This is a genomic window from Celeribacter sp. (genome assembly GCF_048261515.1).
Lineage (GTDB): Bacteria > Pseudomonadota > Alphaproteobacteria > Rhodobacterales > Rhodobacteraceae > Celeribacter.
This window is the reverse complement of the sequence record NZ_JBLXFZ010000010.1, coordinates 14,994-32,161: the sequence shown is the minus strand read 5'-3', so window position 1 is coordinate 32,161 and position 17,168 is coordinate 14,994. Positions and strand designations below refer to the sequence as shown.

General features: G+C 56.3%; 15 protein-coding genes. 13 read left to right on the top strand and 2 right to left on the bottom strand.

The window, feature by feature from the left end; translation table 11 throughout:
• The first annotated feature begins 9 nt into the window (after positions 1 to 9).
• The 3 genes from ACN0SC_RS15280 to ACN0SC_RS15270 all read left to right on the top strand — a co-directional run bounded on the left by ACN0SC_RS15280 (position 10) and on the right by ACN0SC_RS15270 (position 2,118).
• Positions 10 to 585 (top strand): hypothetical protein, encoded by a 576-nt coding sequence (locus tag ACN0SC_RS15280; RefSeq protein WP_417250555.1) that lies wholly within the window; start codon positions 10 to 12, stop codon positions 583 to 585.
• Positions 586 to 766: 181 nt separating this feature from the next.
• Positions 767 to 1,474 carry a hypothetical protein gene (locus ACN0SC_RS15275; RefSeq protein WP_417250554.1) on the top strand — a complete coding sequence of 236 codons (708 nt, stop codon included), beginning with the start codon at positions 767 to 769 and terminating at the stop codon, positions 1,472 to 1,474.
• On the top strand, positions 1,471 to 2,118 hold the full coding sequence (locus ACN0SC_RS15270; protein ID WP_417250553.1) for a hypothetical protein: 648 nt from the start codon (positions 1,471 to 1,473) through the stop codon (positions 2,116 to 2,118). The genes ACN0SC_RS15275 and ACN0SC_RS15270 overlap by 4 nt, the downstream gene beginning before the upstream one ends.
• Before the next feature lie 39 nt (positions 2,119 to 2,157).
• On the opposite strand, the gene ACN0SC_RS15265 is transcribed toward ACN0SC_RS15270, so the two are convergent.
• A complete protein-coding gene (locus tag ACN0SC_RS15265; RefSeq protein ID WP_417250552.1) occupies positions 2,158 to 2,787 on the bottom strand; it encodes a DUF4236 domain-containing protein in 630 nt (209 codons plus the stop codon).
• Positions 2,788 to 3,194: 407 nt separating this feature from the next.
• Between ACN0SC_RS15265 and ACN0SC_RS15260 the strand changes: the two genes are divergently transcribed.
• From ACN0SC_RS15260 to ACN0SC_RS15250, 3 genes are all read left to right on the top strand, one after another.
• The gene (locus tag ACN0SC_RS15260; protein ID WP_417250551.1) at positions 3,195 to 4,295 is read left to right on the top strand and encodes a hypothetical protein; all 1,101 of its coding nucleotides are present in this window, start codon (positions 3,195 to 3,197) and stop codon (positions 4,293 to 4,295) included.
• Positions 4,292 to 5,260 carry a site-specific integrase gene (locus tag ACN0SC_RS15255; protein WP_417250550.1) on the top strand — a complete coding sequence of 323 codons (969 nt, stop codon included), beginning with the start codon at positions 4,292 to 4,294 and terminating at the stop codon, positions 5,258 to 5,260. The genes ACN0SC_RS15260 and ACN0SC_RS15255 overlap by 4 nt, the downstream gene beginning before the upstream one ends.
• A gap of 176 nt (positions 5,261 to 5,436) precedes the next feature.
• Complete coding sequence (locus ACN0SC_RS15250) at positions 5,437 to 6,474, top strand: DNA cytosine methyltransferase (protein WP_417250549.1); 1,038 nt, start codon at positions 5,437 to 5,439, stop codon at positions 6,472 to 6,474.
• Here the strand turns inward: ACN0SC_RS15250 and ACN0SC_RS15245 are convergent.
• Positions 6,456 to 8,531, bottom strand: a complete 2,076-nt coding sequence (locus tag ACN0SC_RS15245) for an ATP-binding protein (protein WP_417250548.1) — start codon at positions 8,529 to 8,531, stop codon at positions 6,456 to 6,458. The genes ACN0SC_RS15250 and ACN0SC_RS15245 overlap by 19 nt on opposite strands.
• Before the next feature lie 955 nt (positions 8,532 to 9,486).
• Here ACN0SC_RS15245 and ACN0SC_RS15240 point away from each other — a divergent pair.
• From ACN0SC_RS15240 to ACN0SC_RS15210, 7 genes are all read left to right on the top strand, one after another.
• Entirely contained in the window at positions 9,487 to 10,467 is a 981-nt protein-coding gene (locus ACN0SC_RS15240) for a LacI family DNA-binding transcriptional regulator (RefSeq protein WP_417250547.1), read from the top strand.
• A 306-nt stretch (positions 10,468 to 10,773) separates the two neighbouring features.
• Positions 10,774 to 11,532 (top strand): HpcH/HpaI aldolase family protein, encoded by a 759-nt coding sequence (locus ACN0SC_RS15235; protein WP_417250546.1) that lies wholly within the window; start codon positions 10,774 to 10,776, stop codon positions 11,530 to 11,532.
• A gap of 97 nt (positions 11,533 to 11,629) precedes the next feature.
• Positions 11,630 to 12,961: a histidinol dehydrogenase gene (hisD, locus tag ACN0SC_RS15230; protein WP_417250545.1), complete on the top strand. Its 1,332-nt coding sequence runs from the start codon at positions 11,630 to 11,632 to the stop codon at positions 12,959 to 12,961.
• Positions 12,962 to 13,066: 105 nt separating this feature from the next.
• Positions 13,067 to 13,831 carry an SDR family NAD(P)-dependent oxidoreductase gene (locus tag ACN0SC_RS15225; protein WP_417250544.1) on the top strand — a complete coding sequence of 255 codons (765 nt, stop codon included), beginning with the start codon at positions 13,067 to 13,069 and terminating at the stop codon, positions 13,829 to 13,831.
• Between the two features lie 514 nt (positions 13,832 to 14,345).
• Positions 14,346 to 15,329, top strand: a complete 984-nt coding sequence (locus ACN0SC_RS15220; protein WP_417250543.1) for a TRAP transporter substrate-binding protein — start codon at positions 14,346 to 14,348, stop codon at positions 15,327 to 15,329.
• Between the two features lie 18 nt (positions 15,330 to 15,347).
• A complete protein-coding gene (locus tag ACN0SC_RS15215) occupies positions 15,348 to 15,839 on the top strand; it encodes a TRAP transporter small permease (RefSeq protein WP_417250542.1) in 492 nt (163 codons plus the stop codon).
• A gap of 3 nt (positions 15,840 to 15,842) precedes the next feature.
• A complete protein-coding gene (locus ACN0SC_RS15210; protein WP_417250541.1) occupies positions 15,843 to 17,132 on the top strand; it encodes a TRAP transporter large permease in 1,290 nt (429 codons plus the stop codon).
• Positions 17,133 to 17,168 lie beyond the last annotated feature (36 nt).

Sequence of the window (17,168 nt, the reverse complement as noted above, 5' to 3'; positions counted from 1 at the left end):
GGAGATTTCATGAAGTCGTTCCTTCATTCACCGAAGGCCAAGGCGGAAGCCAAGAAGGCGGTTGAAACTGGTCAAACCAAGGCCAAGTCCGCCAAGACACCTTCATCAAAGAAGAAGGCAATGGCCAAAACCATTTCGAAAGCCGACGCGGCCAATGCCAAATGGGAGCAGCCAAACCTTATGGCGTTGTGTCGCATACTGGCAGGTAATGATCTTTATGCTGCGGCGCTGCTTTTTCATATTCTGTTCCTGTGGCGAAATCGGAAAAAGAAGTTCGTACGCTTTGAAAAAGAATGGGTTGGCCACACTCGGGAAGCCTGGGCGAGAGCCAGCGGGTTGACGATAGACGAGTACAAGAAAAGGGCGCTTCCTCGCGTAAAGAAAAATTGCGCGGAATTTCTGGAGTTCAGAGCTATGGGCACCGGGGCACACAAGAAGTCGTACGTCCATGTCGAAGAGATTGCCCTCAAAGAAGCCATCGCGCACTCGAAGAAGATGACATGGGAAATGGTTGAGGCCGCATGGAATGGCGTAGGGCCGGGCAACGCGAAGGGGCCTGCGAATGCCTACCAGAAGGATATTTGAGGATGGTAGGTTTCGGCGTTTTGGCAACGTTTAATAAAGGGGGCAGTTCAGCCACGTTTAAGTACTTTCAGTACTTGTAGAGAACGGGGAAATTAAGAGAAACACTGTCCTATTATCTAAAGATAATAGGACGCGAGTACTCGTTGCACTCGCACATCGCGATCTGGTCAGGAGGTCAAAAGTGAAACCTCGGGAAGAAGACACAAAATACTTCTACGAACTCTTGAAAGAGCTTTCGTTCACGCACGGAGGTTGTCGAACGCTTGCCAGATCAGGCGGTCGTGATCATTGGCCGACCCGAGGGGTCTATTTCTTCTTTGAAGACGGCGAGCAACGCAGCGGCTCAGGCGCAGGTGCCCGTGTTGTTCGCGTCGGCACCCATGCCTTGAAAGCAGGTTCAGGCACCACGCTATGGAAACGCTTGTCCCAGCATCGTGGCACGGCCCGTTCGGGCGGTGGAAACCACCGGGGGTCTATCTTTCGGCTCTTGGTTGGAACGTCTTTGATCGCCCGCGATGGATTGTCCTGCCCGTCCTGGGATAGCCGCCGAAGCTCGGCTCCAAAAGAAGTTCGCGCCGCAGAGCTGCCCACCGAACAACAGGTCAGTTCCGAGATCGGCGCGATGCCCTTTCTCTGGCTGGGCGTAGATGATGCGCCGGGACCAGACAGTGACCGAGGGATAATCGAACGCGGTGCAATTGCTCTGCTCAGCGAGTTTGGCAAACCCGCCCTTGATCCTCCGTCACCAAATTGGTTGGGGCGATACTGCGACCGTCCGAAGGTGCAGGCGTCGGGCTTGTGGAACAATAACCACGTGGATGAAGACTATGATCCAGCCTTTCTGGATGTGATGGCATCTTGGGTCGAGAAGCGAGGGAAGGCGCGATGATCGCTGTCATCCAATGTGCCGGGTCCAAGGTCGCCCATGCACCATCGTTGAGGGCTGAGGACGGGCGGCGTGTCAGGTTTGTTGCCCAGCCAGAACTGGCACCCGATGATCGGGTGCTTTATGCGCGACCAGATGACGTGTCCTGCGACGGAACAAGCTGGCGCGAGAAGCTGCTGAGCTACAATCAATCGAAGGGCAACAATCCTTTGGGGCTGCTCCCTGCCGTCAACCTCTACCGCCCGCCAGTCTATGCTTCTCTTGCCGCCACTCTGCCTACGTCCCAACTGTTTATCCTGTCGGCAGGTTGGGGGTTGATCCGAGCCGACTTCCTCACGCCTGCATATGACATCACATTTTCAGCGCAGACAAAGCCGATCAATCGCCGGAAGAAGTCAGCCGTCTATGACGACATTTGCGCATTGGACTTGGACGGCAACGAGCCGTTGGCGTTCTTTGGTGGCAAGGACTACCTGCCGCTGTTTTGCCGCCTGACGGGCGATTATCGCGGCGAACGCACCGTGTTCTACAACTCAGCCATCCCGCCAAAAGCTCCGGGTTGCGCGTTGCGAAAGTTCGAGACCAATCGTCGGACAAACTGGCACTATGGGTGCGCGCAAGCCTTCGTCGAAGATCGGCTGCGATAACATGGATCGCATGGCCTGAAAGCAGCCCAGCTTATCGGATCAGATTTTGCTTTCGGCATCTGACAGCTCGTTCCCTACCTCGCGCCGAAGGCGACCCAAGGCCTCCAGCAGTTTGCGCGCGCCTTGGTGGTGCTCGTCTGCCAACAAGAGCAAGTCCTTTTGTGCCGCTTTCAGCTTGCCGCTAAATATTCCAAATCTCATGCCTCGCAGCCGATCCGTGATTGCCCGCAACTCTGCCCTCTGATCGTCAACGGTATCCTCGATTTTCTGATACCCGGCCATCGCCGTATCAAAGCGTTTTGTCAGGGTCTGAAACTTTGCGGTACTCGGGCCGCGACCGCCTTCAAAGCTGGCCACGGCCTTGTTCCAGCCTTCCGAGACCTTGTTGGTTTTTGGGGAGAGGGTGTTGAACGCTTTTGCCTGCCGATCCAAGAGCTTCCCCAATTGCAAAAGCTCATCTTCCGGCTTCATCGTCTTTGCATCAGACCACCCGCTTTGTTTGGACCAAGATAGACCCGTCCCCGGAATGCCGACCGTGGTGCGAACGCCCTTAGAACTTAGATTGACGGTTCCACCTCTGCCGCCAAGGCTTGTGCTGACGCCACTCTTGGACACATTCAGCCGCACACCCGGCGCGATCTTAATTCGTTTTTGAAATCGAAATGCCATACGATGATTTCCTTTGAGAACATGTCGCGAGCTTAATCGCCTAAGTCGGTTTGAGCGAGCCTCAAATTCTCCCCCAGGCTGTATCACTGACTGTCCCCGCGACATTTTTGGCGACAATTCCATATTCCGGGTTCAGCCAATGCAGGTTGGCCAGATGCGGGGTGCGCAAAGTGGAAATCCAGCGTCGTTTTCTGGGGGGACAAAACGGGTCCATCTGCAAATCCAGATGTTGTGCCAATGTGGATATCTAGAGAAATTGCAATTAACTGCACGCAACATGGAGTGGCATTATTTGGGGGAACGCGTCCTGTCACCCCGATTTCCCTTCCCCTGTAGGCGTCACTGGATACGCTTAATGTGGGTGAGACGATCTCGCCCCCCTCCGAAAATGCCAAGGAGGGCAAACCGTGATAGACACGTCCAAACTCACCAGATTTCAGACTATCGCCGCGCAAGAGATTGCCGCGCTTGATCCGGGGTCGAGGATCGTCCCGTTCACCAGTACGCATTGGGTCGCCAGCTCGTTGTTGCAGAAGGCCATCCGCCGGAGCGACCTGTATGCGGCGCGTCAAGCCGGACGGTTTTTGCTGGAGGCCAAAAGGGAATACCTCTTGCGCCGCCTCAATATCATCGCCGCCGAAGACATCGGCATAGCGGATATCAAAACCGTGGCGATCACCGCCGCGTGTCTGGCCAGCGCAAAGGTGCGGCGTGATCTGGGCGGGGATGCGGTTGTCACAGAATACTTGATCCGGCGCATGGTGGATGCCCGCAAATCCCGCGCTGCCGATGATCTGCTCATGAGCCTCGAACGGCTGCCTGATCTGGCTGAGGACCGCACCCGCTTCGGCGCGATGTCAGATGACCGCCTGCGCCAGATTGTTCTGGGTTGCCCGTCGCTCGACCGCAAGGCCCTCGCGCTCTGGTATCTGGTCGGCACGGCACGTTGCCAGAGCGATCACCTGCCGACACGCAAAGGCAATCCGAACTTGGCCTTCGATACCCTGGCTGAATTGGGCGTCGCGCCCACGATGGTGCAGATCGCGCGGGCCAACTTCACCAAGACTTCGGCCATGCTGTCGCCGTTTGTCGCTCTGTTGTCCCTCGAAAACGGGGTGGTCGCAACCGGGGTTCAAGATGATCCAACCCCGGTTGAAACACGGATCAATGGGGTGCCGTCCTATGCCTTTGACATGTACACGCGGCCCGGTCGTGCGGCCCTTGGTCGGCTGCTCCTGCGAAATGCAGGCATGGCGTCATGGGCCGGGGCGTTCCTGCCACGAACGAACCGAGTGCAGGTTGCCGGGGAGCTGCTGTTTCGGGTCGAAGGTCAGTGCCTGCGCCGCCACGCGGTCGGGCCGCTGAGCGCCAGCCTGCGGGACAGGTGGCAGTGGGAATGCTCAGGTCTGCCGCGCGAAGCTCTCGAATTCGGGCTGGCCACCCTCAAGGATGCGATGCCCGAGCTGAACGCGATCCGGGCCGAGGTTGTGCGGGAGGGCGTGGCATGAGCGATCTCGTTCTAAACCGGCATAATCCTTTCTTATCCCGGTCCACAAAGGGCGGGGGAAGCAACGATCTGGCGGCGGATGGAGCCGTTGAGCATTTTATCCGAGAAAGCCTGTCCGAAAACACGCGCAAGGCCTACCGTGCCGATCTGGCGCATTTTTCTGATTGGGGCGGGGAACTGCCCGCATCGGCTGATCTGGTCGCCCGCTATCTGGCCGATCACGCCGATACGCTGGCTCCGTCTAGCCTCGCGCGGCGGGTGGCGACACTAAGCAAGGTCCACAAGGCAAATGCTTGGCCGAACCCCTGCCGCAGCGAGATCGTTCAGGCCACCATGCGGGGGATCAAGAGGTTGAAAGGCACCGCTCAGGATCAGGCCCGCCCGCTTCTGCGTGAAGACCTATTCATCCTGCTGGATGCGCTTGGGGATGATGCCCGTGGAAAACGTGACCGGGCGTTGTTGCTGATCGGCTGGGCGGGCGGTTTCCGGTCGTCGGAACTGGTCGGCCTTGATCTGCCCGACATCGAAGAGGTCCGCGAAGGGCTGGTGCTGCACCTGCGCCGCTCCAAGACCGACCAAACAGGCCAAGGACGCAAGATCGGCATCCCCCTTGGTCGAACCCGCCATTGCCCAGTCGCCGCATTGTCGGCTTGGCTGGGCGTCCTGAACAAGGACGAAGGCCCAATCTTCCGCCCCGTTGACCGCCACGGTAACGTGCAACCCGACCGCCTGCGCTCCGATGCCGTGTCCACTATATTGCGCGATCGTCTCGGTGGGGCGGGGATCGACCCCGAAGGCTACAGCGGTCACAGCCTCCGTGCAGGCCTCGCCACCAGCGCCACAAAGGCCGGGGTGCCGACCTACAAGGTGCGGGCACAGACAGGCCATGCCTCGGACCTGATGCTGTCACGCTACGTGCGTGATGCTGGGTTGTTCGACGGGAACGCGGCAGGGGCTCTGCTGTAGATGTTCCAAAGAGACAACACCGTTCGAACAATTGAAATCTCACGACATGCCGATCCGCGACTTGGTGTGCTGCTTGTGATTTTTCTTGGCTAGAGCCTGTGTCTCAGCTACCATTCCTTCAAAAATACGGACGAGTGCGCGTTCATTGACGCACCGCCGATACGAGGCAGAGCAGAATGATACAGGACGGCAGCCTGAGCGGCGAGCGGTTTAGACCCCGTTTTATAGACCTTTTTTGTGGTGCAGGACTTTTAAGTCATGCTTTCAAATCCGTTGGTTTGAGACCCGCGCTAGCTATCGACCTGGATAAGAAAGCAATTCAATCCTACAGGAACAACGTTGCGAAGTGTGCGGAGGTCGCGGATGTTCGAGCGGTACGCACAGACATTTCAGCCGATGTCATTGTAGCTGGACCACCTTGTCAGGGATTTTCTACACTTGGGCGCCGAGACCCGCAGGATGTTAGAAACGAACTTGGGTTGAGCGTGCTCGAATGGACATCTGCACTGAACCCTAAGATCGTTGTAATCGAAAATGTTCCGGGTTTCCTTCAAAGCCATTGGTTTGATGAGATTTCGCAGGGATTGAAATTCCAAGGCTACGAAACCCAAGTCTTCGTGTTGGATGCGATTGACTACGGGGCAGCGCAAAAACGAGGTCGCGCTTTTACCATTGGCTCTCGGGTCGGGCGCGTTGACATGCCGACACCCAGAAAATCACGCCCAAGGACATTCAAAGATGTAGTCCTGAACAGACCTATCAAAGCCGACGATCCAATGCACGTGTGGCCGACCCCCAGCGCACTGGCAATGGAGCGCTTCCAAGCAATTCCCGAAAGAGGCGGGAAACGTGATCTTATCCTTAATCGCCCGGACCTTTGCCCACAGTCATGGCATGGTTTGATTGGTGAGGCGACGGATGTATGGGGAAGAATAGACGCTGACGAACCCTCGAACACTGTTCGTTGTTCATTCCTAAACCCATCGAAGGGTCGATATATTCATCCATTCGAAAACCGCGTGCTTTCGCTGCGAGAAGGAGCGCGATTGCAGGGTATTCCAGATAGTTGGGTTCTTGCTGGAGAGCCTACTCCTATCGCACGCCAGATCGGAAACGGTGTGCCTATCCCACTGGGCCGAGCGATAGCAAAAGAGGTCATGAAGGCGCTGACACGAGAGCATATGGCAGAAACAAGTTATTCGGCAGCAGCCTGAGCCCCGTCTGCTTCTTCCTGTTCTAGTGCATGGATAACCTGCATGTGAGCCTGCCGCGCGCGCTCAAGTAGAGCTGGAACGGTTATCACCTCCCAATTCTCAGCCGCGCCTGAGCGTTCAATCTCTTGCCTTAAAAGTCGTGGGCCAGATGCCGTTGACTTGGGCGGGGCATGGTTGCCAATCAGATGCCCGCGTACTCTGACTTGGTGTCCCGGATAGTCTTGCTGCAATGTTTCCTCAACTTCGTACATATACCCTTTCAGCTGGCTGAGGTGATCCATCTCAAGCGGTACATTTGGTGATTTCAGCTCGACAATTGTAACATTTGTGGGCTGCTCGCGGTCAATCGCAGCAAAAACTAGATCGGGCCTCTTGTTGGCGTTGGCTTCCACTTCCGTATCTATTTTTAGAAGGCTATTAAGCTTCCGAACAACATGTGCCGTCGGATCATCACTCGTAAGATAGGTTCCAAACTCTGGCTGTATCAGCCAAACGTTTTCTTTCAGAAGAGTGTGTAACTCTTTCTCATATTGCGGCCCATGATCATGTGACTTTTCCTCTAGCTTCTGAAGCGCCGCGATCCCACTGCGCCGACCACGGTAAAGTTTGAGGACATCGCGTCTTTCTATGTCGCTGAGATCGTTCAATTGCCCGATTACTGACTTAAGGTCTTTTGGACTGGTCCCGCTCTTGATCAACTCGACCAAGACTTCTGACGAGTTGATTGCGCCAACGAAGTAGGGGGCAATCTCTTGGAAAACGGGGCTATCGAAACCCTCCCGCGCGCCGAGCGTCTCAAGTAGTTTTCGCGCTGGTGTTCTCGTGGACGCAGGCAACGCCATGACTTGTTGCAGGTAGGGATTATCTTGCGACTTCTTTTCGAACTCGACTTTGGCGGCGTTGTCCCGAAATCTCCCGTGTGCGTAGATCGCATCCTTCATGATGTCGGTAACTTTAGAAATGAAAGCATCGACGACATCGTTGTCGCTGCGCAATCCTCTGCGGTTTGTGCTGATTAAGTCGACCGACATGTCATCCAGAACGTCGGCATGCACGATGGCTTCCATGTATGCTTGAGAGTGGAAGTTGTGCATGCCGGTCGGCAGGTCGAAGAGTGTTGGGCCAGCTGCAAGCCGCCCTTTGCAGTAGACCCGAGCGCCACGTTCCGCAGCGGGCAAATGTCCTCTTTCAATGGTGGCATCACTGTCGCCTCTCGCTCGAAATCGTACTACCGCTCTGATCGGGAAGTCGTCTGCTTCCTCAAGAGGCACGCGAAATTCGGCAAGGTCATCGTCGTCACGGGTCTCAGGATATGAGTATTCGTAATCCACATTCGGAGGTTCGACTTTGGTTCCGTTCAGAAACACCGAAAAAACCTCGCCCATGTGAGCAAAGTTTCGACGTAATGTTTTCCGCAAAGCTGGCTCGGAGCGCTTAAGGGCATCGCACTTTAGTCGCCTTAGAGTGATTGTCGTGCCTTGTTCGTCAACCGGAACGCCCTCAATGTAGCGTGGCTCGAAATCCACTTCGTCCACCTGTTGCTGCGCCGCAATCGCAGAATAGTCCATCACCAATTCAGTTCTATACGTAGCGCCTTTGCGAGTGGACGATATGACAACTTGCTCGGCTGCCCCAAACCCTGCGAGCTTGCCAAGGCCTTTTCTACCCATAACCGGGCGTTTGTCGCCTTCCGACATTTTGCTTTCGTTTCGGCGGTTTCGGCTTAGGAGGAGGAACTTGTCCTGTATTTCCTCTGCCGACATGCCGTGCCCATCGTCCTTAATTGAAATTTCAACCGTCGTGGGCAGCGGAGTGTAGACGCCCTCTTTTAAATCTTGGCCATTCGCCTTCGCTTGATCCCGTGCCTTTTTTCGCTCTTCGGCGATAAGCTCAAAAGGCATGAGTATCTCAACGCGACCAGCATTTGCATCATGGCCATTCGCTACAAATTCCACCAAGCTTTGACCAATCGTCTCGTACATTCCAACGCCAAGTGCATCGAGCATACCTATGTCAATGCGCATTTTCATGGATGCTGGACGGGTATCGAAAGCCATTAAGTAATCCTCGTCTTATAAGTTACGTAACCCTAGGCTTGGAACAGGCGTGTGCCAAGTGGTGAAGTTCTCTTGGAGGTGGCGGTAGCCTCAATTGGCCACGAGACTGGTAGGGTGCCATTTGAGACTGGCATGAATTCTGGACCCGGTTCGACAAGGCAAGCGTAACGGTCCTGCTACCCGCACGAAATATGGTGGGTTTTCTGGCGACATACCCTTCCCATGTTCCAGTCATCTGGTACAGTGCAAGTAAGTACTTGGGGCGTGGTCCAAGCTAACCCACTGGTATCGTTACATCGGCCGATTGAAGTAGGATATCCCTTCGTCTCCGCCATTATCTTCCTGCAACGCACTGTTGTTACTTATCTTTCCTGATTTTGGGAAGCTTCGGCTCCACATCCAGCCCAGCATTTTCGTTTTGCTTTTGAGTGGTTGACGCGATTCAAATCAGGTGACCGTTCCCCGCACACGCGGGGATGAACCGGTCCAGTGGAATGTCTTTTCCCCAGAGTTTACGCATTAACGAATAAGGCTACGTCGACCACGCTCCTTTGTGTCGGTCGACGCAAACGGCCCATTTCTGCTGTTCTCTTGTCGATCGGAATGTTGCTGCGCGATCCGTCAAACTAGCCATTCGTTGCAATTTGAACGAAATTCTGTTTCGGAAACGTAAACTTCAGAAAACACGGTTGATCTGCCGAAGTCCGTTCGGCTCTACGCAAAAAGGGCAGGCAGTAACCTGTAGGAGACCCCCAGGGCCCACGCATCGTTGCAAAATCCTCGTTGATGGGGGGAGCTTCTGCTCTCTCCAATGCCGCCCCTGCCGCAACTGCGCGCATGTCATCCCTTACTAAAATCCCAAATGCGCCCAACAGGTGCTGTCGTATAGAGGAAAAATTTCAATGATATTATTGAAATATTTGCAAGGCGCCCTAGGCTGTGTATGGTTGCGCGCATGAAAAAAGTAACAGCCAAGGATGTTGCCGCGCTCGCTGGGGTTTCCGTGTCAGCCGTATCACGGGCCTATCGTTCAGATGGCTCCGTTGCGGATGAGAAGCGTAAGGCAATTTTTGCCGCTGCCGCACAGCTCGGCTATGTCAGCAGCGTCGATAAAATCTTGTCGAAACAAGCGACGGGAACCATTTCGATGGTTGTCAGTGAATTGCGCAATCCATTCTATCCTATCGCCATCGACGAGTTGACCCGCCAATTGCCCGAGCGTGGACTCAAGGCAATTATGCATGTGGTGCCCTCAGCCGAGGAGGTGGACACCGTCATGCGGCAGGTGCTGGAATTCCGCACTCAAGGCGTTATTCTTGCCAGTTCAACGTTGCGATCACAGCTGGCGCGGGCTTGTCGTGAAAACAGAATTCCCGCCGTTCTATTAAACCGTGTGCAGACTGACAGCACCATGATGGCCGTTTGTTGCGACAACTATGGCGGCGCGCGGCAGATTGCGGCACGGTTTCTTGACGGAGGGCGGCAGAGAATTGCCTTTATCGGCGGGCGCAAGGACACATCAACCCATTTGGAACGGATGCGCGGTTTTCGCGACTGCCTCGAAGAGGCGGGGCGGGCAATTGACGTCCAATTCGATGGCGGTTTCGAGTATCAGCAAGCCTATGCGGTAGCCCAAGAGCTTCTCGGTCACCGTCCGTTACCTGATGCCGTATTTTGTGCCAATGACATCATGGCAATCGCACTTCTGGACGCGGCGCGGACCTCGGGTGTCTCGGTGCCTCACGATATCGCGGTAATTGGTTTTGATGACATTCCCATGGCGGCATGGGAGCCATATCGGCTCACAACCGTGCGCCAGCCCTTGCGTCGGATGCTGGCTCAGGCGGTGGACATAATCCTTTCATCAAATGGCGTCCCCGAAAATGGAGATATCCGCATTTTGCAGGGTGAAATGCAGGTGCGCGACAGCGGTTGATGAAATAATTTCAAATGCGCGCGGAAGAGTTGCTTTGCTGCAGCGAGCCGTGTCCTGTCCCAGACAGTCAGTGCCAATTGGGGCGAGTCGTGTGTGCGGGAGGGCCGATGTATAGCGGCATTTGTTCGTCGGCTTGAATGGATATGCGGCAAGTAAATTGGTCGCGAGCACGTCGGGACGTGACGCGTTGCTGTGGTAGGGAGGCCAATTTGGCTTGATGAAGGCCATTCGCAACCACGCGCTTTCCTGCTCCGCAGGCGCGCCCGAACCTATCAAACTCGAACAAGCGGCTTGAGGAGAAAGCGCATGAATAACGCAGAGTTCAAATCCCGTCTCACGGCGAAGGAGCCGCTACTGGGCGCGTTTATCAAAACACCGCATCCGATCATCATCGAAATAATGGCCCGCGCGGGGTTCGACTTCCTCGTGGTGGATGCCGAACATGCACCGTTTGATCGGGGGAGTGTTGATGCGATGATATTGGCCGGGCGTGCCGTCGGGTGCCCCATCGTGGTCCGTGTGCCTGTGTCGACGTCGGACTGGGTGTTGAATGTTCTCGATGCCGGTGCGGCTGGTGTGATGGTGCCTCATGTCGAGACCGTAGAGCAGGCCGAGGCATTGGCGCCATCAGTGTCCTACGGAGCTGGCGGGCGCGGTTTCGCGGGGACCACGAGGGCGGCGGATTATGCGGAGCGGCCATTGGGTGAGCATCTTCACAGGGCGCGGGAAGAATGCGCTTTGATCTGCCAGATCGAGGATCCCGATGGCGTTGTTAATCACGCGGGAATCGCGGCGGTGGAGGGGGTTGATGCCCTTTTCATCGGGCGTGCGGACCTCGCGGTGTCGCATGGCCTGGAGGATTTCTTCGCACCTGAAGTTGCGGAAATGACTGCGAAAATTCTTGGAGCAGTAGGCGCTGCGACAGGGTTGTATTGCGCGCCATCCGAGCCGCTTACGGCGCACCGCGACGCGGGTGGCTCATTCTTTGTTGTCGGGTCAGAGCACACACTCATGACCGCAGGCGGCAAGGCGTTGGCTCGCGATTTCAAGCGCCTATGCGAATGAGGATGAAATAATTTCAACATCTTTGGAAAATCTTGCGACACGGTTCGGCGGCCTTATGAAGGCGGTATCTGAAGGTTGTATGCGATAGGAGGCCGCCGTGACCATTGAATATCTGAAACGTGGCAAGTCTGATGCTGATCGGGCAAGTGATGATGCCAAGACCCGAGCCGTGGTCGAGAGCACCTTGCAGGACATCGAAGCACGCGGGGACGTCGCGGTGCGCGAGCTTAGCGAGAAGTTCGACGGCTATAGCCCTGAGTCTTTCCGTCTCAGCCAAGAGCAGATCGACGATTTGATCGGACAGTTGAGCGAACGCGAATTGGCCGACATCAAGTTCGCGCAGGCTCAGGTGGTGAATTTTGCCAAGGCCCAGCGAGCGTCCATGACCGATATCGAGGTGGAGACCCTGCCGGGTGTCATCCTCGGTCACAAGAATATCCCCGTGCAATCGGTTGGTTGCTACGTGCCGGGCGGGAAGTTTCCGATGGTTGCCTCCGCCCATATGTCGGTGGCAACGGCGAAAGTGGCGGGTGTGCCGCGTATCGTCGCCTGCACACCGCCGTTCAACGGCAAACCCAACCCTGCCGTTATTGCCGCCATGCATCTGGGCGGCGCGGATGAAATCTATGTGATGGGCGGCATTCAGGCGATTGGCGCAATGGCGATCGGCACCGAGACGATTGATCCGGTGCATATGCTCGTCGGACCGGGCAATGCGTTTGTCGCAGAGGCAAAGCGGCAGCTTTTCGGTCGTGTGGGGATTGACCTTTTCGCGGGACCGACCGAGACGATGGTGATCGCGGATGAAACGGCTGCGGATGCCGAGCTTTGCGCCACGGATTTGCTGGGGCAGGCGGAGCATGGCTATAACTCGCCAGCCGTTCTGCTGACCAATTCGCGCAAACTCGCTGAGGACACTTTGGCCGAGATTGATCGGCTCCTCACCGTTTTGCCTACGGCGGCAACCGCGAAAGTTTCTTGGGAGGAGTACGGCGAAGTCATCATTTGCGACAGCTACGATGAAATGTTGGAAGTGGCAGATGATATTGCCTCCGAGCATGTGCAGGTGATGACGGATCGCGACGACTGGTTCCTTGAAAATATGACGTGTTATGGCGCTTTGTTCCTCGGGCCGCGCACGAACGTTGCCAATGGCGACAAGGTGATTGGCACCAATCATACCTTGCCGACGAAAAAGGCTGGTCGATATACGGGTGGTCTTTGGGTTGGAAAGTTTCTGAAGACCCACAGCTACCAGCGCATCGTTACGGATGAGGCCGCGGCTTTGGTCGGGGAGTACGGGTCTCGCCTGTGTTTGCTGGAAGGCTTTGTCGGTCATGCCGAACAGTGCAATATCCGCGTGCGGCGCTACGGTGGCGTCAATCTGCCTTATGGTGAGGCCGCGCCTTATCGTGAGGCTGCGGAGTAAAGCTGTTCAAATAATGTGGCGCGCGAGTGTTATGTTCGCGCGCCGTGTTTCGCTGGTAGTGTCCTCTCCTCCATTGTCTATTGCCCTGACCAAGGAACCAACCCGATGCAACTTCCCAAATCGCCGAGCTTCTCTCTGACTGGTAAACGTGCCCTGATTACTGGCGCGACTTCTGGAATTGGGCTGGGCGCGGTTGCGGCGCTGGCGCGGGCGGGGGCGCATGTTACGGCCGTTGCGCGACGGCAGGGGCCGCTTGACGAGTTGGTCGCGGCATTGGCGGATGAGGGGGCGGACGCCGCGTCCTGTGCGCTGGATGTTACGGATGTCGCCGCCGTTCGGCAGGCGCTTGACGGCATGGAGCCGTTCGATGTCGTTGTGAACTCGGCGGGCATGGCGCGGCACACACCTGCCATCGAGACAGATCCTGCCGATTTTGATGCGGTGATGAACGTCAATCTGCGTGCTGCCTATTTTCTATCGACCCTGACCGCCGAACGCATGATCGCGAGCGGACGTAAGGGGTCGATCATCCATGTCAGCAGCCAGATGGGGCATGTCGGTGGTGTTGATCGCGCGGTCTATTGTGCCTCGAAACATGCAGTTGAAGGCATGGTCAAATCTATGGCGATTGAATGGGGCGCGCATGGCGTGCGGATCAATACGCTCTGTCCGACCTTCATCCGCACGCCTCTGGGAGAGCAAACCCTCTCTGACCCTGCGCGGCGCGCGTGGATCGAAGACAAGATCAAGCTAGGCCGTATCGGCGAAATTGGTGACATCATGGGGGGCGTGGTCTATCTGGCGTCCGAGGCTTCCGCGATGGTGACGGGCACCGCCTTGATGATCGATGGTGGTTGGACCGCCGGATAGGCGAGGGAGCGGACGGTTCCGCGAGAGGGCGTCCTTGAAGCACACAGGAGCACGGCGCAGGCGCCGGGCTCCTTTCTTTTTGTGCGGTTGTTCAAAAGATTCAGATCATTGATGCATGGGGATGCCACCGATTTTCCCGCGAAAAGTGCATGGATTCGTTTGCAATTTTTTCATAGGATTTCTTTAGAGAATTGCCCATCTTCAGGTAAATAATTGAAATATAATTATGATTTCAATTCTTGGGGATTTTCATATTGCAAACGTTTGCAAAATTTATTGACGCATTTGCGAGAACTCCGATACCTGACTCCTAGCGCGGCGGGCTTTCTCGGGAGGAACGCACACTGCCCGGCTCGCGGAGGAGTAAGTGCAATGTTGGTCCCAATGCGCCAGAACCACGTGTTTTCTGGAGCGCGATCTTTGCGCGGGGCTTGAGGGCCAGTCTGTCACACACTTCTCGGCGACGTTGAAAATGTGTTCGCGCAGACAATTGATATGACTACGGGAGGAAATCATGAAACGTAAATTCACACTGGCAGCGGGTCTTGTCTTTGCCTGCGCCATTCAGGCGAATGCTGACGAGGTGATCCGTATCGGTCACGCAACGCCCGAGGGATCACCGGTCCACGAGGCTCTGGCGTTTTTTGAGAGCGAGATCGAAGAACGCTCCGACGGTGAAATCCAGGTCGAGATTTTCCCAGGCGGCCAGCTCGGCAGCGTTCAGGAAATGACCGAGCTGGTCCAGTCGGGCAATATCACGATGACGACAGGCGCTTCGGTGCATCTGAGTTCGGCCGTGGACGAGTTGGCCGTGCTCGACCAGTTCCTTCTGTTCGAAAACGAGGAAAAAGCACGCACGCTTCTAGACGGCGAGGCGGGCGACGCAATTTCGGCGGCGATGGAAGGCCGTGGGCTCAAGAATATGGGGTTCATGGAACTCGGCTTCCGCAGCTTCACCAATTCGCGCGCGCCACTCGACAGCTACGAAGCTTTTGCAGGTCTGCGGATGCGCTCGGCTGACAACCCGATTGCAATCAAGGCGTGGCGTTCCGTTGGGGCCGTGCCCGTGCCTCTGGCATGGGGTGAAATCTATTCCTCGCTGCAACAAGGGCTGATCGACGGTCAGGAAAGCGCTCTGAGCTCCATGATCATCGAACGGTTCTTCGAGGTGCAGAAATATGTCTCGCTCACGGGGCACATCTACTGGCCCGAACTGTGGATGGCCAATCTCGACTGGTACGAGGGGCTGTCCGACGAAGATCGCGCGCTGATCGATGAGGTGGCGCGGGAGACTGTGCAAAAAGAACGTGAACTGACCGAGGCGGCGAATGCCGAAACACTCGCGAAGCTCAAAGAGGCGGGGCTCGTGGTCAATGAACTGCCCGCCGAGGATAAAAAGCGCCTTGGCGAAACCATGAATTCGGCCATCGAAGCGGATGTCCGCGCGAAGGTCGGAGACGCGTTCTACGACACCTTCATGGCCGCCGTGTCCAAGTAAACTCAAGGGAGAAGGCAGATGCGCTATCTGGAAAAATGGTTCGAGCCAGCAGTGATTGTCGCTGCATTCACGCTCGTCATCTTGTTGGTTTTCGCCGATGTGATCGCGCGATTTGCCTTCTCCACCTCGATTGCGGTGGCAAACGAACTTGCTCGGTTTTGCTTCGTCTACATGATCTACTTCGGCGTGAGTTACGCCATACGTGAGAAGCGGCATATGCGGGTGACTGTCCTTTTGGATGCGATGCCGCAGGTCTGGCGGCGCTGGACCTTCGTCGTGGCCGAACTTGCATTCCTCGCCTATTCTCTGACGGTTTGCTGGCTCGGTGTGACCATTACCCAGCAGGCGGTGGAACGGGGAAAAATCCTGAGCTCTACCGAGTGGTCTTCGGGCGTTCTCTATGCCGCGATTATCTTTTCGGGCGGGCTGTCCAGCCTGCGTCTTTTGCACTCGATCTGGCGCGCAGCCGTCAAGAACGACCTTCCACTCGCGCTGCAAACGGATATCTGAGCCATGACGACAGCCATACTTTTCGGAAGCTTCTTCCTCCTTCTCGCTATTGGTGTGCCGATTGGTATCGCGCTTGGTGCCGCCAGTATGCTTGCCATCACCTACATCCCGTTTCTGAGCCTCGATATGTATGCGCTCGGACTGGTATCAGGGATCGACAGTTTTACGCTCATCGCCGTTGCGCTGTTCACGCTCGCAGGGTCGATGATGGCGCATGGCGGTATTTCGCGGCGGTTGATCGCAGTTGCCGATCACGCCTTCGGGCGCGCACCGGGTGACCTTGGGACCGTCACCATCATGTCCTGCCTGTTCTTCGCTGCGATTTCGGGGACGGGATCGGCAACCGTCGCCGCTATCGGGCTTGCGATGATCCCGGCACTGGTCGACCGAGGATATGATCGCGCCTATGCCTCCGCAATGGTTGCCTCCGCAGGGGGGCTCGGCGTGATGATCCCGCCCTCGGTTGTGATGATCGTCTATGCCGTGGCCGCAGGCGTTTCGGTGACGGCGCTGTTCATGGCGGGTATCGTTCCGGGGATCGTGATCGCCCTGACGCTGGTGGGCTACAACATCCTGCATCGTCGCCGCGTGCCTGATCTGGGAAACGGATCGCTGCACAAGGGAAGCCTTTGGGCGGCGCTCAATGAGGCGAAGCTGGCGCTTGCCATGCCGGTTGTGGTTCTGGGTGGGATCTATTCCGGTATCGTGACGCCGACGGAAAGTTCCGCCGTGGCTGTGGTCTATGCGATGGTTGTGAGCTGTTTTGTGTATCGAGAGTTGCCGCTGCGGGCGATCCCGAAAATGATGTTGGACTCTGCCCTTCTGGTCGCCGCCGTTCTGGTCATTATCGGCGCATCTGTCGCTTTCGGTCGCGTGATCGCACTGGAGAAAATTCCGACGGAACTGGCGCAATTCGTGCTGGCGCATACGCAAAGCAAGTATGTGGTCCTGCTTGCGGTCATTGCCCTGTTGCTCTTTGTCGGAACCTTCCTTGAAACCCTCGCAGCAATTGTGATCCTCACACCCGTGCTTCTGCCGATCATTCTGCAACTCGGGATCGATCCGGTGCATTTCGGTGTGGTGATGATCGTGGCGCTGGCGATTGGTTTTGTCACGCCGCCTCTGGGCGCGAATTTGTTCATGGCGGCGGCTGTCGGTCAGATTGAATTCGACAAGGTCGCGCGCAAGATTTTCCCGTGGGTGATGGCAATGATTGTGGCCCTGCTTTTGATCGCCTTTGTTCCTTGGCTGTCACTGGTTCTGCCACAAACATTTCTCGGCTACGGCCAATAGGGGCGCACGTTAACTTCGTCTCCGACCTCTCGTCGG

What these genes read in the sequence shown, in the direction of transcription:
- ACN0SC_RS15280 (WP_417250555.1), top strand. Translation starts at nt 10, where the DNA reads ATGAAGTCGTTCCTTCATTCACCGAAGGCCAAGGCGGAAGCCAAGAAG.
- ACN0SC_RS15270 (WP_417250553.1), top strand. Translation starts at nt 1,471, where the DNA reads ATGATCGCTGTCATCCAATGTGCCGGGTCCAAGGTCGCCCATGCACCA.
- ACN0SC_RS15265 (WP_417250552.1), bottom strand. Translation starts at nt 2,787, where the DNA reads ATGGCATTTCGATTTCAAAAACGAATTAAGATCGCGCCGGGTGTGCGG.
- ACN0SC_RS15255 (WP_417250550.1), top strand. Translation starts at nt 4,292, where the DNA reads ATGAGCGATCTCGTTCTAAACCGGCATAATCCTTTCTTATCCCGGTCC.
- ACN0SC_RS15250 (WP_417250549.1), top strand. Translation starts at nt 5,437, where the DNA reads ATGATACAGGACGGCAGCCTGAGCGGCGAGCGGTTTAGACCCCGTTTT.
- ACN0SC_RS15245 (WP_417250548.1), bottom strand. Translation starts at nt 8,531, where the DNA reads ATGGCTTTCGATACCCGTCCAGCATCCATGAAAATGCGCATTGACATA.
- ACN0SC_RS15240 (WP_417250547.1), top strand. Translation starts at nt 9,487, where the DNA reads ATGAAAAAAGTAACAGCCAAGGATGTTGCCGCGCTCGCTGGGGTTTCC.
- ACN0SC_RS15235 (WP_417250546.1), top strand. Translation starts at nt 10,774, where the DNA reads ATGAATAACGCAGAGTTCAAATCCCGTCTCACGGCGAAGGAGCCGCTA.
- ACN0SC_RS15225 (WP_417250544.1), top strand. Translation starts at nt 13,067, where the DNA reads ATGCAACTTCCCAAATCGCCGAGCTTCTCTCTGACTGGTAAACGTGCC.
- ACN0SC_RS15220 (WP_417250543.1), top strand. Translation starts at nt 14,346, where the DNA reads ATGAAACGTAAATTCACACTGGCAGCGGGTCTTGTCTTTGCCTGCGCC.
- ACN0SC_RS15215 (WP_417250542.1), top strand. Translation starts at nt 15,348, where the DNA reads ATGCGCTATCTGGAAAAATGGTTCGAGCCAGCAGTGATTGTCGCTGCA.
- ACN0SC_RS15210 (WP_417250541.1), top strand. Translation starts at nt 15,843, where the DNA reads ATGACGACAGCCATACTTTTCGGAAGCTTCTTCCTCCTTCTCGCTATT.